This is a genomic window from Streptococcus infantis, from assembly GCF_047465525.1.
GTDB lineage: Bacteria > Bacillota > Bacilli > Lactobacillales > Streptococcaceae > Streptococcus > Streptococcus infantis_R.
Map to the genome: position 1 here is coordinate 71,360 of NZ_JASGZS010000001.1, position 26,903 is coordinate 98,262.

Here is a 26,903-nt window from a genome sequence, read left to right on the forward strand (position 1 = left end):
AATTAGAAAGGAAGCTTAATGAAAACATCAATATTTATTTTATTGGGTTTAAATAATTTTTTAGATTTTATCATAAAAGAATCCCAGAATGTAGATCAAATACATATTATAACACCTGTAGGGAGTCTAGAATACACAGAGGACTACTTGGAAAATTTACTTACAGTTGAAACTGAAGTCACTATTTCAACCAATGTAAAAATAAAAAAACTAGAAGAATTAATCAGTTGTATCGGTTCAAAAGCCACTATTGAGCATATTTTTGCTTTTGAAGAATACTGCTTATTAAGTGCCGCATATTTACGGCAACATTTCAAAATTGATGGAAAAAAGCCAGAGGATGTTATCACTTTTAGAGATAAGAAGCTCATGATTGATGTGCTTGAAAATAGTGGTATAAACTCTGTTAAAATTCCATATACAGAGGACTATATAGATTATAGTCAGGTTGTGAGACTGCTAAAAAAATTTAAAAAAGTTATAGCGAAAAGAAAGGATGGTATGGGCTCCAAAGATATGGCAATTTTTACAAGTGATTTGTCTGATTTAGAGGTGAAAGAACTTACAGAAAATATACGTAAAGATAAAAGCTATATAATTCAGGAATTTATAGAAGGTCAAGTGTTTCACTATGATACATTTGTTATTAATAAGACCCCAATAATTAATAACTTGATGATGTATCAAGAAAATCAATTTGAGTTTAAATCAAATAAATCTTTATCTGCAGTGTCAGTTAGTGATAGTCAACTTAGAGATAAACTTATAGATGCGGCTCATGAAGTTATAGCGTGCTATGGGATGGACAAAGTGACACTCCACTTAGAGCTTATAAATTCAGTCAATGGTATCTATTTTTGTGAGATTGGGGTCAGGCCGGGAGGGGCGGGAGTTGTCCCAGTCATTGAATCGTTATTTGGAACAAATCTTTTTGAAGTTGAGTATAACCTCCAATCAAATCATGAGGAACTAATTCCTAATGAAATAATTAGTCAAGTCAACCAGGGAGGATGGACTATAGTTTATCCTAAAAAGGGTAAAGTGACATTTGTGTCTGATGTTGATGAAATTTTAAAATTGGATGGAGTAAAATCAGCTGATGTATATATTAAAGCCGGGGACTCTTTAGGGCTTGGGAAACACTGTGCCACTAAAGTATTTCAATCTGTATATACTGCAGAAAATATTGATGATGTCCTTTCTTTAAAAGATAAAATACTAAATGAATTTAAATTTGAAACAGAATAAGGGGATAATGATGGATGCTACGTATTTTCCACTTTTAGGAATGAACTATATTTTAAATGATACTACACAGATTGTTGACTTAAAGATGGATGGAGTTAATAAGGTCAATATACTTTTGTGTGCGCAACCAAATAGTTACCCTCATTTTGGTACTTTAATTAACTTTATATTTGGATTTGCATATGCAGATATTTTAAGAAAAAAATATAGGGTAGAAGTTGAAGTAACATTGGATCTCTTAGAACATGCTAAAGGAGAAAAAGTAGTTCATGAGGAAAGTGTATATTTCAAGCCCTTAAACCATACGTATAGTAAGGATAGTAAGTTAAGTGATTATGAATTCTATCGTGTGTTTTTTGAAGAATTGTTGTCAGAATTAAGTGAACTCTCTGGTGTTGATTATAAAATCAGAACATTCAATGAGTTTCAAAAGGAACGTCATGCACGTCGGGCGCTGATTGATATGTATAATAATCATGATAGGATTGCCAAAATTATTACACCAAAAGAAAATAAACTTCGTACTAGACTAGCGTGTCCCCAGTGTGGTTTGTACAGCACAAATACTAAAGATACTAAAATCACAGTTTATAAGGATAAGTTAGAATTTAGCACAGAATGTCCAGAACATGGTTTCTGTGAATTGACATTTGATGAAACAAATGAAGTGGAAGTCAATCCCAATGTACCAATGAGAAATCTTATGAAAGGGATCTCTATCATTGAGAATGATGCCAAAAATAATACACTGAGTATTGTATTTGAAGGCTCTGATTGGGGTGGCGTATGGCCTCTGCGTGTCTATTATGAAGGATTGAAGGAAATGGGGTATAACCAGATTCCGACACTTATATATACACCACAAATTTTAGATCGTTCAGGTTCAAAACTTTCAAAACGTAAATATGTTGGAGGAGATTCAGCATATCGTGGTATGTATGATGAGTATATTGTTAATATCTCACTGATTAAAGATGAGCTAGGAGATGATGCGATTAAAAAGTTATGGAATGTCTTTTCACCTTGGGCAAGTGATCCAAAGTATTTCTTTAGAGATTACACTGTAAATTATTTGCTAGAGGTAATGAAGGAGGAGTTTTAATTGAAGAAAATTATTCTGAGTTTTAAACCGGAGTTCTTTAGAGCCTTATTAACCCAAAAGAAACATTTTGAATATCGTTCAAGAATTCCTGAACAACAAACGGTTGCTTACCTTTATTTATCTGCACCTGCTAAAATGATTGTAGGAAAAATGGTTATGGGGAAACGAAATGAGATTAAGTCGTTCTTAAATGATTCTGATTTAAATAATGACTATTGTTTGAATTTAAACAATCATTATCGAGAAGGAGCCAAGTATTTTTCCGCTATTCATTCATTATCGCTTTTAGATAGCCCAGTTCTACTAGAGGAAGCTAAAAAGATGTCTCCTAATTTTTCTGCACCTCAGGGATATAGTTATATAAAAAATTATCAAGAACTTCATGAGTACCTTGAAAAAGCTGATTATTCATTGTTTGAAATAAATCCGAATGAGAGTCTGGAGTTTCTCGGTTTATTTACTAGAGATATAGTTAACAAATTCAGTCAAGAAATTGAAACTCCCAGTTTTTTAGAAAAATTTATATAGATTTAAAGAGACCGAAACAGACCTTGTCAGATACATACAGACTGGCAAGGTCTTTTAGGTTCGAATATTTTTAATAAATCAAATATGTGAAACTTTTTACCTTACTTACTTTGTTCACTCCCTATAAAAATTCACTAATACAGTGAAGGCTATTGAAGTCATTTTATTCGGAGCAACAAGATGGAAAAAGATTATTACATTTTAGTAAATGGTAAGAAAGTTGAAGTATCAGAGGAAGTCTATAAGGCTTATTGGCAGTTAACAAATCGTGAGAATTATTTGAAACGTTTAGATGCAAAATATAATGTATTGCCGTTTTCAAGTTTTGGAGATTATGAATATGACATCCTTGATAAACTAGCAGACAAGTCCATAGATATTGAGAAAATTGTTGAGACTAGGGAGCTGTTGAAACTTCTTGAATTAGCTTTGTCAAAGTTAAATGATGAAGAGTATACCCTAATTTCGGATTTATATTTTAAAGAACTATCCATTAGAGCGTTAGCAGAGAAAAAACATATTCCTCCAAGTAGTCTGGCCTACCTGAGAGACAAGATTTTGAAAAAACTTAGAAAATTTTTTGAACAGTAAGGCATATTTTTCACTTAAAGAGTAAGAGACAAAAATGCCTATTGTTCATTGAAAATTGAATAGACCACGGTGGGACTTTCCTAGTTTGCCGAGCAATCTCACAAGACGCCAAGACCGTAAGCGAGCGATAAATCTTGATGAGACAATAGACCGACACTCTATGCCAAGACACATTCTAGGGACAATGATACTTCTAAACGTTGTTGCTTCTCAATCGTTAATAGAGGAGAGATGAGATTTCTATGTTGTGCGTCAGCACACCTGCCAATGTCGTAAAACTATAGTTTGATTTTAACTAGGAGAAATTTTATGGAGGCAATAATTGATTATTGTTTATTTTGTAGTATGTTAAATAGACTTTTAAGTCTAAAATTAATAACAGATGACGAATATCGTTTACTTTCAGAGATGTTACACAAAAAAATTAAAAATAGTACAAATGTTAGTACTAAACTGGCTGACAAATTGATATAAGAGCGATTTTTAAACCATCAATAAAATAGAGCGATACTTTATATGCCATGATACGAATGATATACAATGATACTTCTGACCGTTCAGACTGCCACCGTAAAAGAGCAGCAAGTGAAATTCTTATGATGACTTCATCAGTCATGCCATGGATGTGAAAAAATCTAAGAAAGGAAGTAGTAAAATCATGGAAACAGTAAACTATAAAGATTTAGTTGCGATTGGTTTTCCAGAGCACACATCAAGAAATATTATTAGACAAGCAAAAAAGATTGCTGTAAAAAAGTTTGAAGAAGCTAGAAAAAATGATAAGAATGCGGTACAATTAGGATGTTCACCTTTCGATAATAAAAGGTTAGGCATTGCTCCTAAAAATATTGTAGAAAATTTAATTGGTATTTCTTTTTCAGATATAGAAGGTGAGAAAAATGGTTATATCAAAGACAAAGAAATATAAAGGTGTATACAAAGATTCAAAAGGAAAAATTTATTTTCAAATTGAATTAGGAGTTGATCCAATAACTGGGAAAAGAATCCAAAAGAAAGGAAGGAAAAATCAACAAGGACTACCGTTTAATTCTTTTAAGGAAGCATATGAAGAGATACTTCGTTTAAAACATGAATTTGTGAACTCTACTACTAATAATAGTTTTCTAACTTTTAGAGAGTTTATGGAAGAGATTTATTTAAAATATTATCAACAAAAAGTTCAATTTGTAACTTATCAGACCGCTTTACCACATCATCAATTATTTATTAAGCAATTTGGTAGTAAAAAATTATCAGATATTAGTACTATTGACTGTGAAAGATTTCGCTTAGCTATTATAGACAAGTATTCTAGTAACTATGCTAAAAATATGTGGTCTAGATTTAAAGCATGTCTGGGCTATGCAGAAAGATTGGGTTATATTGATAGAGTTCCTTTTAAAGGATTAGATAATCCTAGAGGAAAACACCCTGATACAAAATTTTGGACATTTGATGAATTTAAGAAGGTAATAAACTCTTTTGATATTAGTGAGTATGAGGGACTCCATAATTACATGACGATCTGGTTATATTTTATGACTGGTTTAAGAGTTAGTGAGGGTATTGCTCTTAAATGGGAAGATATTGATTTTGAACGTAAATGGATTCATGTTCATTCGACAATTGAGAAAGACAAAAACGGTGTATGGTATGCTAAACAACAAACAAAGACAGTAGCAGGGAATCGTAAAATTGATTTAGATGATTTTACGATTACAATACTTAGAAAATGGCGAGAAGTTCAAATCAAGAATGATGAAAAAGATTATGTAATATCACGTTTTGGTGCCCCCTTGTGTAAGTCTACAATTTCTAGGATAATAAAAAGGCATGCTAAGATTACTGGTGTACCAGAAATTACGGGGAAAGGATTAAGACATAGTCATGCATCTTATCTTATAAATGTGTTACATAAGGATACTTTATATGTTTCATATCGATTAGGACACGCTGATAAGTCAACTACGTTGAATACATATAGTCATTGGTATTATTCAGGTGATTCAACAATTTCAGAAGAGATTACAAACAGTTTAGATAATCTTGGATTATCAATTTACCTACCAAATTCCTGCCAGAGTTGAAAATTGAGGAATTAACCCACTAATACTGGGAGAAAATAGGATTTGCAAATTGTTACTCTTAAATAATAGAGCAACTACATTCGTAGCTTAAAAACATGATTAAACCGCTAGTCTTAGGATTAGTGGTTTTTCTTTTTGTTCTAAAAGGGGCATAAATGGGGCAGTTAAATTAATTTGGCTAAGAAATATATAGGACTAGTGATAAAATAATTTTACTTTTTCATTTCTTTTTGTTATAATAGACGACAAGAAAGAATATCTTATCAGTAAATCCCAAGCGAGCCTGTGGTAGTGAGAGTCAGGTGATTGAGAGATGAGTGTGGCGCTTTTGGTAAATTTTAAAAAATAATGAAGTAATAAATTAGGGTGGAACCGCGTTTCTGACGCCCCTAGGTCACTTGACTTAGGAGCAAAGACACGGTTCTTTTTGTATTCTAGGTCGCAAGAAATTATAATAAAGGAGTAAAATATGTCCAAAAAATTGACTTTCCAGGAAATTATCCTTACTTTGCAACAATACTGGAATGACCAGGGTTGTATGCTCATGCAGGCTTATGACAATGAAAAGGGTGCGGGAACCATGAGTCCGTACACTTTCCTTCGTGCCATTGGTCCTGAACCATGGAATGCGGCTTACGTAGAGCCATCACGTCGTCCAGCAGACGGTCGTTACGGGGAAAATCCAAACCGTCTTTACCAACACCATCAATTCCAAGTGGTGATGAAACCATCACCATCAAACATTCAAGAGCTCTACCTAGAGTCATTGGAAAAATTGGGTATCAATCCTTTGGAACACGATATTCGTTTCGTTGAAGATAACTGGGAAAACCCATCAACTGGATCAGCAGGTCTTGGTTGGGAAGTTTGGCTTGACGGTATGGAAATCACTCAGTTCACTTACTTCCAACAAGTCGGTGGCTTGGCAACTGGTCCTGTTACAGCCGAGGTTACTTATGGTTTGGAACGTTTAGCTTCTTATATCCAAGAAGTAGACTCTGTTTATGATATTGAGTGGGCTCCAGGCGTTAAATACGGAGAAATCTTCCTTCAACCAGAATATGAGCATTCAAAATACAGCTTTGAAGTTTCAGATCAAGATATGTTGCTTGAAAATTTTGAGAAATTTGAAAAAGAAGCAGGACGTGCTTTGGAATTGGGTCTTGTTCACCCTGCCTATGACTACGTTTTGAAATGTTCACACACCTTCAACTTGCTTGATGCTCGTGGAGCAGTATCCGTTACAGAACGTGCTGGTTATATCGCTCGTATTCGTAACTTGGCTCGTGTTGTAGCCAAGACCTTCGTCGCAGAACGCAAGAAACTTGGATACCCACTTCTTGATGAAGCAACACGTGCAAAACTCTTAGCAGAAGAGGAAGAATAAAAACAGTTACAAGAATAGAAAAAGGGCGAACAAAGTGAGCCCGTATGGCACCCAGAGGCAAGTCGAAGACTTGCTAAAGGGATAGGCACCGCCGTACTGGTATCTGGGGATTTTTGAAACTTTGGGTTCAAAAATCAGTTGGCTAAATCCACTTTGATGAGACTGTTGGAAATCTTTGTCAAGAAGACAGAAGATTTCCCCACAGACTCACAAAGTTAGTTAGCAACGTCCCCAGTACCTAAGGTGCCTATCAAAAAGAAGAAATTTTGTAAGGGAAAAAACATGGCAAAAAATTTATTAGTAGAACTAGGACTCGAAGAGTTACCAGCCTACGTTGTCACACCAAGTGAAAAACAACTAGGTGAAAAAATGGCAGCCTTTTTGGATAATAACCGCCTTTCATACGAAGGAATTCAAACTTTTTCAACTCCACGTCGATTGGCTGTTCGCGTACTTGGCTTGGCAGACCAACAAACGGATTTGACTGAAGATTTTAAAGGACCTTCTAAAAAAATTGCTTTGGATGCAGAAGGAAACTTCTCTAAAGCAGCGCAAGGGTTTGTCCGTGGTAAAGGCTTGACTGTAGATGATATCGAATTCCGTGAAATTAAGGGTGAAGAATATGTCTACGTGACTAAGCATGAAGCTGGAAAACCAGCTGAGGAAGTTTTGGCTGGAATTCCAGAAGTATTGGCTAGCTTAAGTTTCCCAGTAAGTATGCACTGGGCAAACAATACCTTTGAATATATCCGTCCGGTCCATACATTGACAGTTCTTTTGGATGATGTGGCACTCGATATGGATTTCCTAGATATTCATTCAGGAAGAGTCAGTCGTGGACATCGTTTCCTTGGTCACGAAGTAGAAATTCAGCATGCTGACAGCTATGAAGAAGACCTGCGCAAAGTTTATGTTATTGCAGATAGCACTGAACGCGAAAATATGATTCGTGAGCAAATTAAGGCTATCGAAGCTGCAGAAGGTGTTCAGGTACAAATTGATGAAGGACTCTTGAATGAAGTTCTGAATTTGGTTGAATACCCAACTGCCTTCATGGGGAATTTTGATCCTAAGTACCTAGAGGTTCCAGAAGAAGTTTTGGTCACTTCAATGGAAACTCACCAACGCTACTTTGTAGTACGTGACCTTGATGGAAATCTAAAACCAAACTTTATTTCTGTTCGTAACGGAAATGCAGAGTATTTGGATAATGTCATCCGAGGAAATGAGAAAGTCTTGGTGGCACGTCTTGAAGATGGTGAATTCTTCTGGCGTGAAGACCAAAAACTCAAGATTGAAGATCTTGTAGCTAAATTATCACACGTAACCTTCCATGAAAAGATTGGTTCACTTCGTGAGCACATGATTCGTACAGGGCAAATTGCTATCCTTTTGGCAGAAAAAGCAGGTTTATCGGTAGATGAAACTGTTGACCTTGCTCGTGCTGCAACCATTTATAAGTTTGACCTCTTGACTGGTATGGTTGGTGAATTTGATGAGCTTCAAGGGATCATGGGTGAGAAATATGCTCTTCTCGCTGGTGAGAATGCAGCAGTAGCACAAGCTATTCGTGAACATTACCTTCCAGATTCTGCAGATGGTGCTCTTCCTGAGTCTAAAGTCGGAGCTATCCTTGCACTAGCTGATAAATTGGATACTCTCTTGTCCTTCTTCTCTGTTGGCTTGATTCCATCTGGTTCAAATGACCCTTATGCTCTTCGTCGTGCAACACAAGGGATTGTCCGTATCTTGGAAGACTTTGGCTGGAATATTCCAATGGACGAATTGATTGCTAGCCTTTATGCTTTATCATTTGATAGCCTAACTTACGATAATCAAGAAGAAGTGCTTAACTTCATCAAAGCTCGTGTTGATAAGATGATGGGGTCTACTGCAAAAGATATTAAGGAAGCTGTTCTAGCAAGTTCAAACTTTGTTGTTTCTGATATGATTGAAGCAGCAGAAGCACTGAAAGAAGCATCTCTAAATAGTAACTACAAACCAGCTGTTGAATCCTTATCTCGTGCCTTTAACCTAGCGGAAAAAGCAGAAGGTTCAGTCAAAGTTGATACTAGTCTCTTTGAAAATGAACAGGAAAAAGAACTAGCTCAAGCAGTAGAAAATCTAGAATTGAAAGGTTCAGCTAGTGATAAATTAACGCAGTTATTTGCTCTTAGTCCTGTTATTGATGCATTCTTTGACAATACAATGGTTATGGCAGAGGATGTTGATGTTAAGAATAATCGCCTAGCTATTCTAACTGAACTTGTGAATAAAGCAAAAACTGTCGCTGCTTTTAATCTTCTTAATACAAAATAGAAATTAAAAAGTAGATTGGAGGTTCAAATATGACACCAGAAAAAATCGCTCGTATTAATGAGCTTGCGAAAAAGAAAAAAACTGAAGGCTTGACTGCAGAAGAAAAAGTAGAACAAGCTAAACTTCGTGAGGAATATATCGAAGGATATCGTCGTTCAGTTCGTCATCACATTGAAGGGATCAAAATCGTAGATGAAGATGGAAATGATGTGACTCCTGAAAAACTTCGTCAGGTACAACGTGAAAAAGGCTTGCATGGTCGTAGTCTTGACGATCCAAATTCATAAATAAAAAAATTCTCGGTTTGTGTGTGCGAACCGAGATTTCTATTATAAAAAAAGGAACCCAAAATGGTTCCTTTTTGTTAGTTATTAGTTACTTGCACCAGAAGTAGCATCCGCATCTCCATGGCCTCCGTCAGCTGAGTCAGATGCACCAGAAGTAGCATCTGCGTCACCGTGGCCTCCAGCAGCAGGAGCAAAAGGTCCGCTACCACCTACCAAGCGTTGACCTGTTTCTTTCAAGTACCAGTCAAGCCATGGTTGGAAGTTAAAGACAATTTCATTGATACCAGCATATGAACCGTCAGGATAGTACATAGCTTGGTAGTTGTGAGTGTTGATAACACCAGCAGGTGAACCAGGAACGATTGTACGTACGTATTCTTGGTTACCATTGCGAAGTGTTCCAATAACCCACTCAACGTTTTTCATACGTGCTGGTGGGAGAGAACCGTGAACGGTTGACATACGGCTACCAGATTGAGATGGTACACGTTTTGCAAACATTGTATCAGGATCTTGGTGAGCATTGTTGTAGTAGAGGAATTGGTTGTTATCGTCAGCGTATGTCAACTCAAAAGGCATAGCTTTCAAGAACATATCGATTTGGTTAACTGTAAGGATACCATGGTCAAGTTTAACGTATGTATCACCAGATACAGCTCCTGTGATTTCAGCGACTTTTTCTACCCAGTTTGGATCATCAGGGTCAACTTCTGTAATAGTTGTAGCGATTGGTTTTCCACAATCCAAGTCTTCTGGTTCAATTGGTTTTGGTTTTTTCAATTTAGAAACGACTCCTACGTATTTGACAAAGTTATCTAAACAAGTTTCAAGGAATTTAACAGTTCCTTCGTTGATAATATTTCCGTTAGCATCAAAAGCTTCTTTAGCTTTTCCAAGAAGGAATTCATTACCTGGTAATGTGTAGGCATTCACCCCTGGTGCGTCAAGGATTTTACGAAGGTGAACTTGAGCACGAGAAGTTCCTTGGTCGTAGTAAGAAGCACCCACGATCATCACTGGTTTGTTTTCGAATGGATGTACTTCATATGAAAGCCATTCAAGAACTGACTTGAGTGAAGCAGAAATTGTATGGTTGTGCTCAGGAGTAGCAATAATCACACCATCAGCACGAGTAATTTTATTGTAAAGAAGGCGTAATTGGAAGCTTTCGTCCCATTTTTCGTCTTGGTTAAACATTGGAACTTCATCGATTTCAAGAACTTCTAATTCAAATTTCAGTTTGAAGTTACGACGGATGAATTCCAAGAGTTTGCGGTTATATGATTGGTCGTAGTTTGATCCAACAAGTCCAACAAATTTCATTCTTTCAATCTCCTATCTTACAAATTTTCCCAGTCAAATTCTTCTGCATCTTTACGAAGAAGTTCTTGTGCGTTACGCAATTTTTCAGTCACTTTAACAAAGATACGGAAGTCATCAAAGATGGCATCCAATTTCTTGATGACATCAAGATCTACCAAGTCACCATTCTTATCGAATGATTGAAGAGAATGAGAGAGCAAGAACTCATCTGGGAGAACATTTGCTTTAATTTCTGGTGCATTCAAGATTTGACGGAGTTGCAATTGAGCACGTGAAGAACCGAGTGTACCGTATGAAGCGCCTGTGATCATCACTGGTTTGTTAAGGAGTGGAAATACTCCATAAGAAATCCAAGCAAGAGCGCTCATAAGAACGGCAGGAATTGAGTGATCATATTCAGGAGTACCGATAATCACACCATCAGCTGCTTCGATTTTTGCAGCGATTTCCAAGGCTTCTGCAGGAATAAGTTTATCTGCAGGTTTGTTGAAAACTGGAAGATCTTTAATTTCTACCAATTCGATTTCTGCTTTATCAGCAAAGTGTTTTTGCATATATTGAAGCAGTTGGCGGTTTGTGGAACGTTTAGAGTTAGTTCCTACAATAGCAATAAGTTTTAGCATGAGCTTTCCTTTCTCTTTTTGCATTATTTATTATTTATCTTTAGATACCGGATGAACAAGCGATATGTCCATCTTTATCAATAAGGATGGCTTCGATTCCATCGATATTTTCGATTTGCCACATGATAGAAGCGCTACGTTGGCCAAACAATCGTGTGGTCCATATCTCACCATCAACTGAGCGGTCAGATATAATCGTTAAACTAGCCAAATCCGTTTCAATAGGATAGCCAGTTTCACTATCGAAAATGTGATGATAATCCTTTCCATCAATTTCAAGATGCCGTTCATAAATTCCAGATGTAACAACAGATTTTCCAGTAATAGATAAGGTCATCAGGTGATTACCACGTGGATGATTAGGGTCTTGAATACCAATTTGCCAGGGTTGACCATTTTTGGCTTGGTTGTTTCCGATGGTGAGGATGTTTCCTCCAAGATTGATAAGAGCAGAAGTGACACCATTTTCTTTTAAAAAAGTAGCAACCTTATCTGCGCTATAGCCCTTTGCTAGACAACCTAAATCAATTTTCATTCCTTTCTTTTCTAAGAAAGCAGTAGAAGCAATTGAATCAAGTTTGATAAAACGGGGATCTATCAATGGTAAAACCGAAGAAATTTCTTCAGGACTAGCAACTTTTGCATCGGAAAAACCAATACGCCAGGTTTGTACCAAGGGACCGATGCTGATATTGAGATTGCTTCCAGAGGCTAGACTATGGTCTAAACCTAAGGAAATCAGTTCAAACAAATCAGGGTGGACCTTAACTGGGGCAATTCCCGCCTGATAGTTAATTTCCATCAATTCCGATTCGGTGCTATTCGCATTAAATCGAAATTCAAGTTCCTTGAGCAAATTAAAAGCTTGACGGAGAAGATTATCCGCTTGTTCATGTACCAAGGAAATAGTAATCGTAGTTCCCATTAACCGTTCAGATAATGAACTGAAAGGCAAAAAATCAACTCCCTTCAAATCAATTGGAAATAGTTGTAAATCCAGATATGAAAGCAATCTGAAGATTTATATTTCATTTCCATATAAATAGAATATCATAAAGTTAGCGTTTTCACAAATTATTTTTTACAAAAAGTCAAGAAATATGCTCAAAAAAACTATATTTCCTTAAAATTTAATTTGAAAACACTGAAAATAAATTAATACATGTTTCTAGTATTTTCGAAAATAAGGGAAAACAAGTAAAAAGCTTGTAAACGCTCACAGAAAATGATATACTGGAAAGGTAAAAAAAATTAAAGGTAGGAATTATCTTATGAGTAAAATCGTAGTCGTGGGTGCTAACCACGCTGGAACAGCTTGTATCAACACTATGTTGGACAATTTTGGAAGTGAAAATGAAATCGTTGTTTTTGACCAAAACTCAAACATTTCATTCCTAGGATGTGGAATGGCTCTATGGATTGGTGAGCAAATCGATGGTCCAGAAGGTCTCTTCTACTCAGATAAAGAAAAATTGGAAGCAAAGGGTGCTAAAGTTTACATGAACTCACCAGTTCTTTCAATCGACTATGACAACAAAGTTGTTACTGCAGAAGTTGACGGAAAAGAACACAAAGAATCATACGAAAAATTGATCTTTGCAACTGGTTCTACACCAATCTTGCCACCAATCGAAGGTGTTGAAATTGTTAAAGGTAACCGCGAATTCAAAGCAACTCTTGAAAATGTTCAATTCGTTAAATTGTACCAAAATGCTGAAGAAGTGATCAACAAACTTGCTGACAAGAGCAAACATCTTGAACGTATCGCTGTTGTCGGTGGTGGATACATCGGTGTTGAGCTTGCTGAAGCATTCGAACGTCTTGGAAAAGAAGTTGTCCTTGTTGATATCGTAGACACAGTCTTAAACGGTTACTACGATAAAGACTTCACGCAATTGATGGCTAAGAACTTGGAAGACCACAACATCCGCTTGGCACTTGGACAAACTGTTAAAGCTATCGAAGGTGACGGTAAAGTTGAACGCTTGATCACTGACAAAGAAAGCTTTGACGTTGATATGGTTATCCTTGCAGTTGGTTTCCGTCCTAACACAGCTCTTGCTGATGGTAAGATTGAACTCTTCCGCAACGGTGCTTTCCTTGTTAACAAGAAACAAGAAACTTCACTTCCAGGTGTGTTCGCTGTGGGTGACTGTGCAACTGTTTATGACAACGCTCGTAAAGACACTAGCTACATCGCTCTTGCATCAAACGCTGTACGTACTGGTATCGTTGGTGCTTACAATGCTTGTGGACATGAGCTTGAAGGAATCGGTGTTCAAGGATCAAACGGTATCTCTATCTACGGTCTTCACATGGTTTCAACTGGTTTGACTCTTGAAAAAGCAAAAGCTGCAGGCTACAATGCAACTGAAACTGGCTTCAACGATCTTCAAAAACCAGAATTTATGAAACATGACAACCATGAAGTAGCTATCAAGATTGTCTTCGACAAAGATAGCCGTGAAATCCTTGGTGCTCAAATGGTATCACGTGATCCTGGAATTGCTATGGGAATTCACATGTTCTCACTTGCTATCCAAGAACATGTTACAATTGAAAAATTGGCCTTGACAGACCTATTCTTCTTGCCACACTTCAACAAACCATACAACTACATCACAATGGCTGCACTTACAGCTGAAAAATAATGATTTGTAAAACGGAAGATTTGTTTCTTCCGTTTTTATCATCAAAAAAATAGTAACTTCAAATTCGAAGTTACTATTTTTGTTGTCTATGTGTTAGGAAGTTTCTTCTTTTACAAAGGTGAAGCCTTCTCCAAGAATTTCGTGAGCTTCAGTGATGGTGATAAAGGCTTTAGGATCAATCGTATGAATCAATTCTTTCATCTTAATCATTTCATTTCTTGCTACGATACAGTAGATAATTTTTAAATCTTTTTGACTGTAGTAACCTTGTCCAGATATGAAGGTGACACCTCGACCTAACTCTTCATTGATTTTATCTGCCACTTCCATAGGCTTTTGAGTGATAATCATAAAACCTTTTCCAGCATATCCGCCTTCACCAATCAAGTCAATAACTCTAGAGACGATGAAGTCAAATAGAAGTGTATAAGTAACGAGACGAAGGTCTTGGAAGATAATTAAAATGAGCATTAAGATGAGGAAGTCTAGTGCAAAGAGTAATTTCCCTACGGAGATATTGGTGTACTTGTTCAGGATTCGAGCGACGATATCTGTTCCTCCAGTGGTACCACCAGCATTGAAGATAATACCTAGACCAAGTCCCAAAAGAACACCCGCAACTAAAGCAACGATGACCAGATCTCCTTCAAGATTAAAGTTGAGAGGAATCTTCTCAAAGATTGCTAGCCAAATGGATAAGGAAATAGTACCAAGCAGGCTGCTGTATAGGGTCTTTGCACCAAATATTTTCCAGGCTAGAATAAATAATGGGATATTGATGATGAGGTTCATCACGGAGATAGGGATGTTAAAGAGATAATAGGTAATCAAGGTGATTCCCGTTGCTCCACCCTCGAATAAGTGGTGGGGCACAACAAAATACGTGAGTCCGAAGGCATAAATGGCAGCTCCGAATATAATGGTTAAAATAGATTTGATATGCCGTAGCATTGAACGCACCTCCCATTTTAATTTGAGTCTATAGCAGTAACAGCCCACCAGTATACAAGACTTTATTTGATTTTCATGGACTGAATTTTTTCAGGGGCGGGTGTAACACGGAGGGTCTTTTGCCCAGTATAGGTGACAAAACCAGGTTTTCCACCAGTTGGTTTGTTGAGTTTTTTGACCTCAATCATATCCACCTGAACGAGGTTTGAGAGACGTCCCTTAGAGAAGTAGGCTGCAAGTTCTGCTGCGTCTGTTTTAATCTCATCAGTAGGATTGAGATTGCCTGAGATAACAACATGACTTCCAGGGATGTCCTTAGCGTGGAACCAGAGTTCTTCTTTACGGGCCATTTTAAAGGTCAATTCCTCGTTTTGTAGGTTATTGCGCCCCACGTAGATGATCGTTTTTCCATCACTAGCTAGATACTGCTCAGGTTTTTGACGTTTCTGGATTTTCTCGCGTTGTTTTCTACGGATAAATCCTGTTTGGATCAATTCTTCACGAATTTCAGCAATTTCATCGAGTCCGGCTTGATTGAGGACAGTTTCGACACTTTCTAGATAGAGAATGGTTGCCTTGGTTTCTTCAATCAGGTCAGTCAAGTATTTAACAGCTTCTTTTAATTTCTGATAGCGTTTGAAGTAGCGTTGAGCATTTTGGTTTGGAGTTAAAGCCTTATCAAGTGCAATCGTGATAGGCTGGTTGGTGTAGTAGTTTTCTAAAATGACTTGATCTTGATCATTGGGAACTTGATGAAGGAAAGTGGTTAGTAACTCACCTTTTTGACGAAATTCTTCTGCATTTTCGGTAGCCAGAAGTTCTTTTTCCTGTTTCTTTAGTTTTTGACGATTCTTTTGTAGTTCGTTTTCGACGCGACGTATGAGTTCGCTAGCCTGCTGTTTGACACGATCACGTTCGGCTTTATCCTTATAATAGATATCAAGTAATTGTGAAAGACTGTCAAAATTCTCCGCTGTTTTACTAGAAAAAGGCACACAAGAAAAGGATTTATCTGTTAGGCAAGGTTCGGTTTCTTGTCCAAAGAAGTTCCGGAAAGTGGCTAGTTTATCATTAAGCAGTTGTCTTTCTAACTCGGTTGCTGTATCTTTTCCCAAACCTTGAAAGAGGTTTTGAAGGTTTTTAGCAGTTAACTCTTGGGTTTGTAGAATCTCAAAGAGTTTTTCGTCCTTGACCATAAAAGGATTCAGAGACTCTGTACTTGGAGGAGCGATATAAGTAGCACCTGGTAATAAGGTACGGTAGCTATTTTGAGAGAAACCGATATGCTTGATAACTTCAAGGATTTTGTGACTAGACTTATCTACAAGGAGAATATTGCTGTGTTTCCCCATAATTTCGATGATGAGTGTGGCCTGGATATGGTCTCCAATCTCGTTTTTATTGGAAACTGTGATTTCCACAATACGGTCGTTTTCGATTTGTTCGATTGACTCAATAACTGCTCCTTGAAGGTACTTTCTCAATACCATAATAAAAGTAGATGGCTGAGCAGGATTTTCAAAGGTAGACTCTGTTAACTGGATGCGACCAAAAACTGGGTGGGCAGACAGGAGCAAACGATGACTTTTACGATTGCTACGGATTTGCAGGACCAATTCTTGGTCAAAGGGTTGATTAATCTTTTGGATGCGACCATTTAGTAGTTCAGTTCGCAATTCCTCAACCATGTGGTGTAAAAAAAATCCATCAAATGACATGGTTCTCTCCTCGTGAATGTATTCCATAGTATTATATCAAAAAGGTAGAATAAAATCATAGAAATGTGATATAATAAAGCCAAGTAAAGAGAATCGAGAAGCACATGTATATTGAAATGGTAGATGAAACTGGACAAGTTTCAAAAGAAATTTTAGAACAAACACAGGAAATTTTAGAATTTGCTGCAAAAAAAATTGGAAAAGAAGACAAGGAAATGGCGGTCACATTTGTGACCAACGAACGAAGCCATGAACTCAATCTAGAGTTTCGTGATACCGATCGTCCAACAGATGTCATCAGTCTTGAATACAAGCCGGAGTTAGAGATTGCCTTTGATGAGGAAGATCTGGAAAATGATCCCGACTTGGCAGATGTGATGTCAGAATTTGATGCTTATATCGGTGAGCTTTTCATTTCCATTGATAAGGCACATGAGCAAGCTGAGGAGTACGGTCATAGTTTTGAACGTGAAATGGGCTTCTTGGCAGTGCACGGCTTTTTACACATTAACGGCTATGATCACTACACTCCCGAGGAAGAAGCGGAGATGTTCGGTTTACAAGAAGAAATTTTGACAGCCTATGGACTCACAAGACAATAAACGAAAATGGAAAAATCGTGACCTAATCTCCAGTTTAGAATTTGCCATTACAGGGATTTTTACTGCGATTAAGGAAGAACGTAATATGAGAAAGCATGCAGTGACGGCTCTAATAGTTGTCCTTGCAGGTTTTGTTTTTCAGGTGTCACGAATCGAATGGTTATTTCTACTTTTAAGCATTTTCATGGTAGTAGCTTTTGAGATTATTAATTCAGCTATTGAAAATGTAGTAGATTTGGCTAGTCACTATCACTTTTCTATGTTGGCAAAGAAAGCTAAAGACATGGCAGCTGGTGCCGTGCTTGTGGTTTCTCTTTTTGCCGCTTTGACAGGTGCACTCATCTTTCTCCCACGGATTTGGGATTTATTATTTTAAACAGTAAGAGGAAATTATGACATTTAAATCAGGCTTTGTAGCCATTTTAGGACGTCCAAATGTAGGGAAGTCAACTTTTTTGAATCATGTCATGGGGCAAAAGATCGCCATCATGAGTGATAAGGCGCAGACAACGCGCAATAAAATCATGGGGATTTACACCACTGATAAGGAACAAATTGTCTTTATCGATACACCTGGTATTCACAAGCCTAAGACGGCTCTTGGAGATTTTATGGTGGAGTCTGCCTATAGCACACTTCGTGAAGTGGATACCGTACTTTTCATGGTGCCTGCTGATGAACCACGTGGGAAGGGCGACGATATGATTATCGAACGTCTTAAAGCTGCTAAAGTTCCTGTAATTTTGGTGGTCAATAAGATTGACAAGGTTCATCCAGACCAGCTCTTGGCTCAAATCGATGATTTCCGTAATCAGATGGATTTCAAGGAAATTGTTCCTATTTCAGCCCTTCAGGGAAATAACGTTTCTCGTCTAGTCGATATTCTCAGTGAAAATCTTGAGGAAGGTTTCCAATATTTCCCTGCGGATCAAATTACTGACCATCCAGAACGATTCTTGGTTTCTGAGATGATTCGTGAAAAGGTCTTACACTTAACTCGTGAAGAAATTCCACACTCAGTTGCAGTAGTGGTGGACTCAATGAAAAGAGACGAGGATACAGACAAGGTTCATATTCGAGCAACTATCATGGTCGAACGTGATAGCCAAAAAGGGATTGTCATCGGTAAAGGTGGTGCCATGCTCAAGAAAATTGGGACTATGGCCCGTCGTGATATCGAGCTTATGCTAGGGGACAAGGTTTTCCTAGAAACTTGGGTCAAGGTTAAGAAAAACTGGCGAGATAAGAAGCTAGATTTGGCTGACTTTGGCTATAATGAAAAAGAATATTAAGAAGAGGTGGGCAGTAGCCTGCTTCTTGTTTTTAGAGAAGGAGGAGTTATGCCTGAATTACCTGAGGTCGAAACGGTTCGACGAGGTCTTGAAAAACTGATTCTAGGGAAGAAGATTGCTAGTCTTGACATTCGTTATCCTAAGTTGATTAAGACAGATTTGGATCAGTTTCAGAAAGAATTGCCTGGTCAAGAGATTCAATCGATGGGGCGCCGTGGCAAGTATTTACTTTTCTTCCTGACAGATAAGGTCTTGATTTCTCATCTACGGATGGAAGGCAAGTATTTTTATTATCCAGGTCAAGCCCCTGAACGTAAGCATGCCCATGTTTTGATTCATTTTGAAGATGGAGGCACTCTAGTCTACGAGGATGTACGCAAGTTTGGCACTATGGAATTGCTTGCTCCTGAACTCTTAGATGCTTACTTTGTATCTAAAAAGCTTGGACCAGAACCTACTGAACAAGATTTTGACTTAGAGATTTTTAGAGGTGCCTTGAAGAAATCTAAAAAGCCTATCAAATCACATCTTCTCGATCAGACTTTGGTTGCTGGATTGGGGAATATCTACGTGGATGAAGTTCTCTGGAGAGCGAAAGTTCATCCTTCTAGAACTTCTAAAAGTTTAAGCGCCCAAGAGGCTAGAAAAGTCCATGATCAAACCATTGAAGTTTTGGGGCAGGCTGTTGAGAAAGGCGGTTCAACCATTCGCACCTATACCAATGCATTTGGCGAAGATGGGACCATGCAAGACTTTCATCAAGTCTATGATAAAGCTGGACAAGCTTGTTCACGTTGTGGATCCATTATCGAAAAAATTCAACTCGGTGGTCGTGGAACCCATTTTTGTCCAAAATGTCAAAGGAGAAAGTGATGAGAAAAATTATCGGAATCACTGGTGGTATTGCATCTGGGAAGTCCACCGTCACAAATTTTCTAAGACAAAAAGGGTTTGAAGTGGTAGATGCGGATGCTCTTGTCCACCAACTTCAAAAACCTGGTGGACGACTTTTTCAGATTTTAGTAGAGCATTTCGGTGAAAAAGTCCTTCTAGAAGATGGGGAACTGAATCGTCCATTACTAGCCAGTCTTATCTTTTCTAACTCTGAGGATAGAGAATGGTCTAAAGAAACTCAAGGACAAATCATCCGTGAAGAATTGGGCTCTTTGAGAGACAAGTTATCTCAGACTGAGGACGTGTTTTTCATGGATATTCCATTGCTTTTTGAACAGGACTATGCTTCATGGTTCGATGAAACTTGGCTAGTTTATGTAAGCCGAGATACCCAGCTGGATCGCTTAATGAACCGTGATCAGTTATCCAAAGAGTCAGCTGAAACTCGTTTAGCTTCACAGTGGCCTTTAGAAGAAAAGAAGAAATTTGCTACTTATATATTAGACAATAACGGCAGTCGAGAGCAGCTTTTGAGTCAAGTAGTGACCTTACTTGAAGGAGGCGATGCCCATGCAAGAGATTAGCTGGAAGGATAATCTTCGTATTGCTTGGTTTGGTTGCTTTTTAACAGGAGCCAGCATTTCTCTCGTTGTTCCTTTCATGCCTATTTTTGTCGAACAGTTAGGAATTGAAGGAGATCAAGTTGCCTTTTATTCAGGTTTAGCTATATCAGTCTCAGCCATTTCTGCAGCCTTTGTATCACCAATTTGGGGTATCTTAGCAGACAAGTATGGTCGAAAACCCATGATGATTCGTGCAGGGCTAGCCATGACTATTACTATGGGTGGTCTGGCCTTTGTTCCAAACGTTTTCTGGCTCTTGTTCTTACGCTTTCTTAATGGTGTTTTTACAGGATTTGTACCTAATGCGACAGCTTTAATTGCTAGTCAAGTCCCCAAAGATAGGTCGGGATACGCTCTAGGGACTTTATCAACTGGTGTTGTCGCTGGAACTTTGACTGGTCCCTTTGTCGGTGGTTTCATTGCCGAAATTTTTGGCATTCGAAATGTCTTTTTATTGGTTGGTGGTTTCCTGTTCTTAGCTGCTATCTTAACCATTCTTTTTATCAAAGAAAACTTTCAACCAGTGCCAAAAGAAAAAGCACTCCCTACAAAAGAGCTCTTTACTTCTGTTAAATATCCTTTTCTCCTGATAAATTTATTTCTAACTAGCTTTGTGATTCAATTTGCTGCCCAATCTATCGGTCCTATCCTTGCCCTGTATGTACGAGATCTGGGACAGAAAGAGAACCTTCTTTTTGTCTCTGGCTTGATTGTATCCAGTATGGGATTTTCAAGTATGATGAGTGCAGGTATCATGGGTAAATTAGGTGATAAAGTGGGCAATCATCGACTACTTGTCCTAGCTCAGGTATATTCAGTTTTTATATATCTATTATGTGCAAATGCGACTAGCCCATTCCAATTAGGCTTCTATCGTTTTCTATTTGGTCTGGGAACAGGAGCTCTGATCCCTGGTGTCAATGCTCTCCTAAGCAAAATGACTCCTAAAGTTGGCATTTCAAGGGTATTTGCCTTTAATCAAGTCTTCTTTTATCTAGGAGGAGTGATAGGTCCCTTAGCAGGATCAGCAGTAGCGGGACAATTTGGCTATCACTCAGTATTTTATGCAACAGCTCTTTGTGTAGCTCTCAGTTGTTTATTTAATCTTATCCAATTTAGAACATTATTAAAAGTGAAGGAAATCTAGTGCGAGTAAAAATCAATCTCAAATGCTCCTCTTGTGGCAGCATCAATTATCTAACCAGTAAGAACTCCAAAACCCATCCAGACAAGATTGAGGTCTTAAAGTATTGCCCTAAAGAAAGAAAAGTGACTCTACATCTTGAATCTAAGTAGAAATTATGGTAGAATAATAGGGATTTTAAGGAGTTTGATATGTATAACCTATTATTAACCATTTTATTAGTATTATCTGTTGTGATTGTGATTGCGATTTTCATGCAACCAACCAAAAACCAATCTAGCAATGTATTTGATGCCAGTGCAGGTGATTTGTTTGAACGTAGCAAAGCGCGCGGTTTTGAAGCTGTGATGCAACGTTTGACAGGAATTTTAGTCTTTTTCTGGCTAGCCATTGCCTTAGCATTGACGGTATTATCAAGTAGATAAGAAAATAATGGGCGGGACTAGGTCTTTGCCTATTTTTATTTTTAAAAGAAATAAGGTTTTACACCAAAAAGAAAATATTATAAATCTAGAAAGAAAACATGAAAGATAGAATAAAAGAATATATACAAGAAAAGGGACGAGTCACAGTCAATGACTTGGCCAGTGCTCTCGGGAAGGATGGTTCGAAGGACTTCCGTGAGTTAATCAAAACTCTTTCCTTGATGGAACGTAAGCACCAGATTCGCTTTGAAGAAGATGGTAGTTTAACCCTAGAACAGAAGAAAAAACATGAGATTACCCTAAAAGGAATTTTCCATGCGCATAAAAATGGGTTCGGTTTTGTGAGTCTTGAAGGTGAAGAAGACGATCTTTTTGTTGGAAAAAGTGATGTTAACTATGCCATAGATGGTGATACTGTTGAAGTTGTCATTAAGAAAGTTGCTGACCGTAACAAAGGAACTGCAGCAGAAGCAAAGATTGTCGACATCCTAGAGCACAGTCTAACGACAGTTGTTGGGCAAATTATTCTCGATGAAGAGAAACCAAAGTATGCAGGTTATATCCGTTCTAAAAACCAAAAAATAAGTCAACCGATTTATGTGAAAAAGCCATCTCTCAAACTAGAAGGGACAGAAGTACTCAAGGTCTTTATCGATAAGTACCCAAGTAAGAAACACGATTTCTTTGTCGCTAGTGTCTTAGATGTTGTCGGACATTCAACGGATGCAGGGATTGATGTCCTTGAGGTCTTGGAATCTATGGATATTGTATCTGAGTTTCCAGAGGATGTTCTTAAAGAAGCAGAAAAGGTTCCTGATGCGCCATCTGAGAAGGATATGGAAGGTCGTCTGGACTTAAGAGATGAAATTACCTTTACGATTGATGGAGCTGATGCCAAGGACTTGGATGACGCTGTTCATATCAAACCATTGATAAATGGAAATATCGAACTAGGAGTTCACATTGCCGATGTCTCCTACTATGTGACAGAGGGTTTTGCTCTTGACAAGGAAGCTCTCAATCGTGCGACCTCTGTCTATGTGACAGACCGTGTAGTTCCAATGCTACCAGAACGCCTTTCAAATGGTATTTGTTCCCTCAATCCTCAAGTGGACCGCTTGACCCAGTCTGCTATTATGGAAATTGACAAAAATGGTCGTGTTCGTAATTACACAATTACTCAGACTGTTATCAAGACAAGTTTCCGTATGACTTATAGTGATGTCAATGACATCCTAGCAGGTGATGAGGAGAAGAGACAAGACTATAAGAAAATCGTTCCTAGTATCGAACTTATGGCCAAGCTCCATGAGACTTTGGAAAGTATGCGAATTAAGCGTGGTGCTTTAAATTTTGATACCAATGAAGCTAAGATTTTAGTAGATAAAAAAGGGAAGCCAGTTGATATTGTTCTTCGTCATCGTGGGACTGCAGAACGTATGATTGAGTCCTTTATGCTGATTGCCAATGAAACAGTTGCCGAGCACTTTAGTAAGCTGGACCTACCTTTTATCTATCGTATCCACGAGGAACCTAAAGCTGAAAAAGTTCAGAAATTTATTGATTATGCTTCAAGTTTTGGATTACGAATCTATGGAACTGCCAGTGAGATAAGTCAGGAAGCCCTCCAAGATATCATGAGTGCTGTTGAAGGAGAGCCATATGCGGATGTATTGTCCATGATGCTTCTGCGTTCGATGCAGCAGGCTCGTTATTCTGAGCATAATCACGGTCACTATGGATTAGCTGCAGACTACTACACTCACTTTACCAGCCCAATTCGTCGTTATCCTGACCTCTTGGTTCACCGGATGATTCGTGACTATGGACGTTCTAAGGATGTAGCAGATCATTTTGAACAGGTTATTCCTGAGATTGCCATCCAGTCTTCCAACCGTGAGCGCCGTGCTATCGAAGCAGAGCGTGAAGTCGAAGCCATGAAAAAAGCTGAATACATGGAAGAGTACGTTGGTGAAGAGTATGATGCAGTTGTTTCAAGTATTGTTAAATTTGGTCTTTTTGTTGAATTGCCAAATACAGTTGAAGGCTTAATTCACATTACAAATCTGCCTGAGTTTTATCATTTTAACGAACGTGATTTAACCCTTCGTGGGGAGAAATCAGGTATTACCTTCCGTGTAGGTCAGCAGATTCGCATTCGCGTTGAAAGAGCGGATAAGATGACTGGTGAGATCGATTTCTCCTTTATTCCAAGTGAATTTGATGTGATTGAAAAAGGTCTGAAAGGCTCTGGTCGTAAGGATAGAGGTCGTCGTTCAGATAAGAAAGAAGACAAGAGAAAAGCTAGTCGCTCAAGTGATAAGCGCAAGCATTCTCCAAAAGATAAAAAGAAAAAGAGCAAGAAACCTTTTTATAAGGAAGTAGCAAAGAAAGGAGCTAAGTATGGCAAAGGGCGAGGGAAAGGTCGTCGCGCAAAATAAAAAAGCGCACCACGACTATACAATCGTAGATACGCTAGAAGCAGGAATGGTCCTGACAGGAACTGAAATTAAGAGTGTTCGAGCAGCCCGCATCAATCTGAAAGATGGGTTTGCCCAAGTGAAAAATGGGGAAGTTTGGCTGAGCAATGTGCATATTGCACCTTATGAAGAGGGCAATATCTGGAATCAGGAACCCGAACGTCGTCGTAAACTTCTCCTTCACAAAAAACAAATCCAGAAATTGGAGCAAGAAACCAAAGGAACAGGTATGACCTTGGTTCCTCTTAAAGTTTATATCAAAGATGGCTATGCCAAGTTACTTTTAGGACTTGCAAAAGGGAAACATGATTACGATAAACGTGAGTCTATCAAACGACGTGAGCAAGATCGTGATATTGCGCGTGTTATGAAAGCTGTTAACCACCGATAGAAAGAGTGAACTAAATGGAAAAACTAGTTGCCTATAAACGCATGCCTGTCTGGAATAAAGACACCATGCCTGAAGGTGTTCAAAGAAAACACAATACTAAGGTTGGAACCTGGGGCAAAATCACTGTATTAAAAGGAACCCTTAAATTTATTGAATTAACTGAAGAGGGAGAAATTATAGTTGAGCACCTCTTTGAAGCGGGTGCCAATAATCCCATGGCTCAGCCTCAAGCCTGGCACCGTGTAGAAGCTGCTACAGATGATGTAGAATGGTACTTGGAATTTTATTGTAAACCTGAGGATTATTTCCCTAAGAAATACAATACTAATCCAGTTCATTCGGAAGTCTTAGAAGCTATGAAGACGGTAAAACCGTGTAAGGCACTAGATTTGGGTTGTGGTCAAGGAAGAAATGCACTCTTTCTCGCTCAACATGGCTTTGATGTCACAGCTGTAGATCAAAATGAGCTATCTCTTGAAATCTTGCAAAGCATTGTGGAACAAGAAGATTTAGAAATGCCTGTCGGTATCTACGATATCAATTCAGCTAGCATTGGACAAACTTACGATTTTATCGTATCAACGGTTGTTCTCATGTTTTTACAAGCAGATCGCATTCCAGCTATTATCCGAAACATGCAAGAACAAACCTCTATTGGTGGCTACAATTTGATTGTTTGTGCCATGGATACGGAAGATTATCCATGTTCAGTTAATTTTCCCTTTACCTTTAAAGAGGGGGAATTAGCAAATTACTACCAGGACTGGGAATTGGTTAAATACAATGAAAATCCTGGTCATTTGCACCGTCGTGATGAAAATGGCAATCGTATCCAACTACGATTTGCTACTATGTTGGCTAAAAAGATAAAATAAAATCTTAAAACGAATAGAAAAGCTATCAATTTCTATTCGTTTTTTATATAAAGACTTGAGGGCCAATCAACTGAATTATGCTATACTAGATGTGTAGGAAATGCTAAAGATAATCTCTTAACCCGTATTTCTATGAAGTTTACAATAAGAAATTTTAAATTTTCCATACTACTAATAAGTCTTTAATAGGGAGGTAGCGACATGCCGAGTCTTTTAGTCGAACTTTTTGATCATCACACTATCGAGAAAAATGTTTATCAGACTTTTATTTGTGATTGTGACGAGGTTCTATTTCTCTCCCTGAAAAAAATTACAGAAGAAGAAAGGTTGTCCTTGAAGCATTTTTTGCTGGATCAAGTTTCCCATGTAAAACAAGTGCATTTTCGGCAAATAAGCCTAGATAAGATTACGGATGATTTGAATCTTTTCTTGACTAATTATGATTCAGTGACTTTAGATGTTTTTGGAGGAGATTCGATATTAGCTATTTTCCTTTATCAGTATGGTTTGGAAAAGCAATTACCGATTGTTGCAATTGATATTGAGCAAGGAAAACAATTCAAATGGAAGATGGGGAAGGTGGAAAAGGAAGAGTTAGTAATTCCTGGTCTGACCATTGAACAGTTGATGGCCTTACGGGGTGGTAAACTCATCAAATCGAAACAACCTAAATATAGTCCGAAACAAATTATTACCATCAAAAAACTAGCCAACTATGCAATTTTAAACCCAGAGCAATGGTATCAGATTACTCAATTCTTTGCATTAGCTAAAACAATTGATTTTCATGCTGAAACAGTAAAAGTTTTGGAAAGTAACGGAAAAAGGTACTCATATCCAGAATCAATGATTCCTCTACTAACAGAAGCTAACTTGATTCATATTGATGCGGAAAGTTCCGAACATATTAGTTACACTTTTTCTAGCTCTGAGGCACAATTGCTCTGTCGCACAAAAGGTCATATTTTAGAATTATATCTCTATCTTTTAGCGATAGAGTCAGAGTATTTTGATGAATGTATGATAGGGGCAGAAATTGACTGGAATGGTATTTTCCCTGAAGTTGATAATGTACAAAATGAAATTGATGTTGTCCTCCGTAAAGGTCAATCCATTATTTTTATATCTTGTAAAATGACAGACTTGTCTGTAGAAGCTATTAATGAACTAGAGGTATATGCCAATCATTTTGCTGGTGAGACTTGTTTGAAATTAATTGTTTGCTCTGGAAAAATTAATCCCGTATATAACCATCGCTGTCAAGAGTACGGTGTATTGGTGATTAAACAAGATCAAATTTCAAATCTGATTCCCATGTTACAAAAACAGATCAAAAAGCATAAAATATGAGCTGGATTAAAG

27 protein-coding genes are annotated in these 26,903 nt (G+C 37.8%); 22 read left to right on the forward strand and 5 right to left on the reverse strand.

Going from position 1 to position 26,903, the window contains the following annotated elements; translation table 11 throughout:
- The first annotated feature begins 18 nt into the window (after positions 1 to 18).
- From QM374_RS00365 to QM374_RS00405, 9 genes are all read left to right on the forward strand, one after another.
- Positions 19 to 1,248 carry an ATP-grasp domain-containing protein gene (locus tag QM374_RS00365; RefSeq protein ID WP_414310559.1) on the forward strand — a complete coding sequence of 410 codons (1,230 nt, stop codon included), beginning with the start codon at positions 19 to 21 and terminating at the stop codon, positions 1,246 to 1,248.
- Positions 1,223 to 2,350, forward strand: a complete 1,128-nt coding sequence (locus QM374_RS00370) for a hypothetical protein (RefSeq protein ID WP_150114526.1) — start codon at positions 1,223 to 1,225, stop codon at positions 2,348 to 2,350. The genes QM374_RS00365 and QM374_RS00370 overlap by 26 nt, the downstream gene beginning before the upstream one ends.
- Positions 2,351 to 2,878, forward strand: coding sequence for a hypothetical protein (locus tag QM374_RS00375; protein WP_022524910.1), 528 nt, complete (start codon positions 2,351 to 2,353; stop codon positions 2,876 to 2,878).
- A gap of 180 nt (positions 2,879 to 3,058) precedes the next feature.
- Positions 3,059 to 3,469 carry a sigma-70 family RNA polymerase sigma factor gene (locus QM374_RS00380; protein ID WP_261055748.1) on the forward strand — a complete coding sequence of 137 codons (411 nt, stop codon included), beginning with the start codon at positions 3,059 to 3,061 and terminating at the stop codon, positions 3,467 to 3,469.
- A 658-nt stretch (positions 3,470 to 4,127) separates the two neighbouring features.
- On the forward strand, positions 4,128 to 4,397 hold the full coding sequence (locus tag QM374_RS00385; RefSeq protein WP_000450956.1) for a DUF3173 family protein: 270 nt from the start codon (positions 4,128 to 4,130) through the stop codon (positions 4,395 to 4,397).
- The gene (locus tag QM374_RS00390) at positions 4,369 to 5,556 is read left to right on the forward strand and encodes a tyrosine-type recombinase/integrase (protein ID WP_049525899.1); all 1,188 of its coding nucleotides are present in this window, start codon (positions 4,369 to 4,371) and stop codon (positions 5,554 to 5,556) included. Before QM374_RS00385 ends, QM374_RS00390 begins: the two co-directional genes overlap by 29 nt.
- Before the next feature lie 469 nt (positions 5,557 to 6,025).
- A complete protein-coding gene (gene glyQ, locus QM374_RS00395) occupies positions 6,026 to 6,943 on the forward strand; it encodes a glycine--tRNA ligase subunit alpha (protein ID WP_000038760.1) in 918 nt (305 codons plus the stop codon).
- A 282-nt stretch (positions 6,944 to 7,225) separates the two neighbouring features.
- Positions 7,226 to 9,262 (forward strand): glycine--tRNA ligase subunit beta, encoded by a 2,037-nt coding sequence (gene glyS / locus QM374_RS00400; RefSeq protein ID WP_371559146.1) that lies wholly within the window; start codon positions 7,226 to 7,228, stop codon positions 9,260 to 9,262.
- A gap of 29 nt (positions 9,263 to 9,291) precedes the next feature.
- Positions 9,292 to 9,549, forward strand: coding sequence for a DUF896 family protein (locus QM374_RS00405; RefSeq protein WP_000187071.1), 258 nt, complete (start codon positions 9,292 to 9,294; stop codon positions 9,547 to 9,549).
- Between the two features lie 84 nt (positions 9,550 to 9,633).
- Here QM374_RS00405 and QM374_RS00410 read toward each other — a convergent pair whose 3' ends face one another.
- The 3 genes from QM374_RS00410 to QM374_RS00420 are packed head-to-tail and all read right to left on the reverse strand — an operon-like array spanning position 9,634 to position 12,450.
- The gene (locus QM374_RS00410; protein ID WP_000673684.1) at positions 9,634 to 10,872 is read right to left on the reverse strand and encodes an NAD(P)H-dependent oxidoreductase; all 1,239 of its coding nucleotides are present in this window, start codon (positions 10,870 to 10,872) and stop codon (positions 9,634 to 9,636) included.
- A gap of 17 nt (positions 10,873 to 10,889) precedes the next feature.
- Positions 10,890 to 11,495, reverse strand: coding sequence for an NADPH-dependent FMN reductase (locus QM374_RS00415; RefSeq protein ID WP_315639243.1), 606 nt, complete (start codon positions 11,493 to 11,495; stop codon positions 10,890 to 10,892).
- A gap of 40 nt (positions 11,496 to 11,535) precedes the next feature.
- A complete protein-coding gene (locus tag QM374_RS00420) occupies positions 11,536 to 12,450 on the reverse strand; it encodes an FAD:protein FMN transferase (protein ID WP_414310560.1) in 915 nt (304 codons plus the stop codon).
- 316 nt (positions 12,451 to 12,766) lie between these two features.
- On the opposite strand from QM374_RS00420, the gene nox reads away from it, so the two are divergent.
- Positions 12,767 to 14,146, forward strand: a complete 1,380-nt coding sequence (gene nox, locus QM374_RS00425; RefSeq protein WP_414273454.1) for a H2O-forming NADH oxidase — start codon at positions 12,767 to 12,769, stop codon at positions 14,144 to 14,146.
- Between the two features lie 93 nt (positions 14,147 to 14,239).
- Here the strand turns inward: nox and QM374_RS00430 are convergent, their stop codons facing one another.
- Entirely contained in the window at positions 14,240 to 15,097 is an 858-nt protein-coding gene (locus QM374_RS00430; protein ID WP_281334985.1) for a YitT family protein, read from the reverse strand.
- Between the two features lie 62 nt (positions 15,098 to 15,159).
- Complete coding sequence (locus QM374_RS00435; RefSeq protein ID WP_414310561.1) at positions 15,160 to 16,815, reverse strand: NFACT family protein; 1,656 nt, start codon at positions 16,813 to 16,815, stop codon at positions 15,160 to 15,162.
- A gap of 104 nt (positions 16,816 to 16,919) precedes the next feature.
- On the opposite strand from QM374_RS00435, the gene ybeY reads away from it, so the two are divergent.
- The 12 genes from ybeY (at position 16,920) to QM374_RS00495 (ending at position 26,891) form a co-directional block, all read left to right on the forward strand.
- Positions 16,920 to 17,417, forward strand: coding sequence for an rRNA maturation RNase YbeY (ybeY, locus tag QM374_RS00440; protein WP_414310562.1), 498 nt, complete (start codon positions 16,920 to 16,922; stop codon positions 17,415 to 17,417).
- Positions 17,398 to 17,793, forward strand: coding sequence for a diacylglycerol kinase family protein (locus tag QM374_RS00445; protein WP_000378151.1), 396 nt, complete (start codon positions 17,398 to 17,400; stop codon positions 17,791 to 17,793). The genes ybeY and QM374_RS00445 overlap by 20 nt, the downstream gene beginning before the upstream one ends.
- A 16-nt stretch (positions 17,794 to 17,809) precedes the next feature.
- Positions 17,810 to 18,709, forward strand: coding sequence for a GTPase Era (gene era / locus QM374_RS00450; RefSeq protein ID WP_045763311.1), 900 nt, complete (start codon positions 17,810 to 17,812; stop codon positions 18,707 to 18,709).
- A gap of 48 nt (positions 18,710 to 18,757) precedes the next feature.
- Entirely contained in the window at positions 18,758 to 19,582 is an 825-nt protein-coding gene (mutM, locus tag QM374_RS00455; protein ID WP_414310563.1) for a DNA-formamidopyrimidine glycosylase, read from the forward strand.
- Positions 19,582 to 20,187: a dephospho-CoA kinase gene (gene coaE / locus QM374_RS00460; RefSeq protein WP_371559154.1), complete on the forward strand. Its 606-nt coding sequence runs from the start codon at positions 19,582 to 19,584 to the stop codon at positions 20,185 to 20,187. Before mutM ends, coaE begins: the two co-directional genes overlap by 1 nt.
- The gene (locus QM374_RS00465) at positions 20,174 to 21,373 is read left to right on the forward strand and encodes a multidrug efflux MFS transporter (protein ID WP_414289534.1); all 1,200 of its coding nucleotides are present in this window, start codon (positions 20,174 to 20,176) and stop codon (positions 21,371 to 21,373) included. Before coaE ends, QM374_RS00465 begins: the two co-directional genes overlap by 14 nt.
- A complete protein-coding gene (gene rpmG / locus QM374_RS00470; RefSeq protein WP_001809104.1) occupies positions 21,373 to 21,522 on the forward strand; it encodes a 50S ribosomal protein L33 in 150 nt (49 codons plus the stop codon). The genes QM374_RS00465 and rpmG overlap by 1 nt, the downstream gene beginning before the upstream one ends.
- Positions 21,523 to 21,561: 39 nt before the next feature.
- Positions 21,562 to 21,795, forward strand: coding sequence for a preprotein translocase subunit SecG (gene secG, locus QM374_RS00475; protein ID WP_000282514.1), 234 nt, complete (start codon positions 21,562 to 21,564; stop codon positions 21,793 to 21,795).
- A 98-nt stretch (positions 21,796 to 21,893) separates the two neighbouring features.
- Positions 21,894 to 24,236, forward strand: a complete 2,343-nt coding sequence (rnr, locus tag QM374_RS00480) for a ribonuclease R (RefSeq protein WP_414310564.1) — start codon at positions 21,894 to 21,896, stop codon at positions 24,234 to 24,236.
- Positions 24,199 to 24,666 carry an SsrA-binding protein SmpB gene (gene smpB / locus QM374_RS00485; RefSeq protein WP_001051741.1) on the forward strand — a complete coding sequence of 156 codons (468 nt, stop codon included), beginning with the start codon at positions 24,199 to 24,201 and terminating at the stop codon, positions 24,664 to 24,666. Before rnr ends, smpB begins: the two co-directional genes overlap by 38 nt.
- A gap of 14 nt (positions 24,667 to 24,680) precedes the next feature.
- Positions 24,681 to 25,541 (forward strand): SAM-dependent methyltransferase TehB, encoded by an 861-nt coding sequence (gene tehB, locus QM374_RS00490; protein ID WP_414310565.1) that lies wholly within the window; start codon positions 24,681 to 24,683, stop codon positions 25,539 to 25,541.
- Between the two features lie 201 nt (positions 25,542 to 25,742).
- Positions 25,743 to 26,891 carry a hypothetical protein gene (locus tag QM374_RS00495; protein ID WP_414310566.1) on the forward strand — a complete coding sequence of 383 codons (1,149 nt, stop codon included), beginning with the start codon at positions 25,743 to 25,745 and terminating at the stop codon, positions 26,889 to 26,891.
- Positions 26,892 to 26,903: the final 12 nt, after the last annotated feature.

Excerpts from the sequence above, each read along its gene's own strand:
- era (WP_045763311.1), top strand. The coding sequence starts at position 17,810 with ATGACATTTAAATCAGGCTTTGTAGCCATTTTAGGACGTCCAAATGTA.
- QM374_RS00370 (WP_150114526.1), top strand. The coding sequence starts at position 1,223 with ATGAATTTAAATTTGAAACAGAATAAGGGGATAATGATGGATGCTACG.
- nox (WP_414273454.1), top strand. The coding sequence starts at position 12,767 with ATGAGTAAAATCGTAGTCGTGGGTGCTAACCACGCTGGAACAGCTTGT.
- QM374_RS00430 (WP_281334985.1), bottom strand. The coding sequence starts at position 15,097 with ATGCTACGGCATATCAAATCTATTTTAACCATTATATTCGGAGCTGCC.
- coaE (WP_371559154.1), top strand. The coding sequence starts at position 19,582 with ATGAGAAAAATTATCGGAATCACTGGTGGTATTGCATCTGGGAAGTCC.
- rnr (WP_414310564.1), top strand. The coding sequence starts at position 21,894 with ATGAAAGATAGAATAAAAGAATATATACAAGAAAAGGGACGAGTCACA.
- smpB (WP_001051741.1), top strand. The coding sequence starts at position 24,199 with ATGGCAAAGGGCGAGGGAAAGGTCGTCGCGCAAAATAAAAAAGCGCAC.
- QM374_RS00415 (WP_315639243.1), bottom strand. The coding sequence starts at position 11,495 with ATGCTAAAACTTATTGCTATTGTAGGAACTAACTCTAAACGTTCCACA.
- secG (WP_000282514.1), top strand. The coding sequence starts at position 21,562 with ATGTATAACCTATTATTAACCATTTTATTAGTATTATCTGTTGTGATT.
- ybeY (WP_414310562.1), top strand. The coding sequence starts at position 16,920 with ATGTATATTGAAATGGTAGATGAAACTGGACAAGTTTCAAAAGAAATT.
- QM374_RS00435 (WP_414310561.1), bottom strand. The coding sequence starts at position 16,815 with ATGTCATTTGATGGATTTTTTTTACACCACATGGTTGAGGAATTGCGA.
- glyQ (WP_000038760.1), top strand. The coding sequence starts at position 6,026 with ATGTCCAAAAAATTGACTTTCCAGGAAATTATCCTTACTTTGCAACAA.
- QM374_RS00380 (WP_261055748.1), top strand. The coding sequence starts at position 3,059 with ATGGAAAAAGATTATTACATTTTAGTAAATGGTAAGAAAGTTGAAGTA.
- tehB (WP_414310565.1), top strand. The coding sequence starts at position 24,681 with ATGGAAAAACTAGTTGCCTATAAACGCATGCCTGTCTGGAATAAAGAC.
- QM374_RS00385 (WP_000450956.1), top strand. The coding sequence starts at position 4,128 with ATGGAAACAGTAAACTATAAAGATTTAGTTGCGATTGGTTTTCCAGAG.
- QM374_RS00495 (WP_414310566.1), top strand. The coding sequence starts at position 25,743 with ATGCCGAGTCTTTTAGTCGAACTTTTTGATCATCACACTATCGAGAAA.
- glyS (WP_371559146.1), top strand. The coding sequence starts at position 7,226 with ATGGCAAAAAATTTATTAGTAGAACTAGGACTCGAAGAGTTACCAGCC.
- QM374_RS00445 (WP_000378151.1), top strand. The coding sequence starts at position 17,398 with ATGGACTCACAAGACAATAAACGAAAATGGAAAAATCGTGACCTAATC.
- QM374_RS00410 (WP_000673684.1), bottom strand. The coding sequence starts at position 10,872 with ATGAAATTTGTTGGACTTGTTGGATCAAACTACGACCAATCATATAAC.
- mutM (WP_414310563.1), top strand. The coding sequence starts at position 18,758 with ATGCCTGAATTACCTGAGGTCGAAACGGTTCGACGAGGTCTTGAAAAA.
- QM374_RS00365 (WP_414310559.1), top strand. The coding sequence starts at position 19 with ATGAAAACATCAATATTTATTTTATTGGGTTTAAATAATTTTTTAGAT.
- QM374_RS00390 (WP_049525899.1), top strand. The coding sequence starts at position 4,369 with ATGGTTATATCAAAGACAAAGAAATATAAAGGTGTATACAAAGATTCA.
- QM374_RS00465 (WP_414289534.1), top strand. The coding sequence starts at position 20,174 with ATGCAAGAGATTAGCTGGAAGGATAATCTTCGTATTGCTTGGTTTGGT.
- QM374_RS00405 (WP_000187071.1), top strand. The coding sequence starts at position 9,292 with ATGACACCAGAAAAAATCGCTCGTATTAATGAGCTTGCGAAAAAGAAA.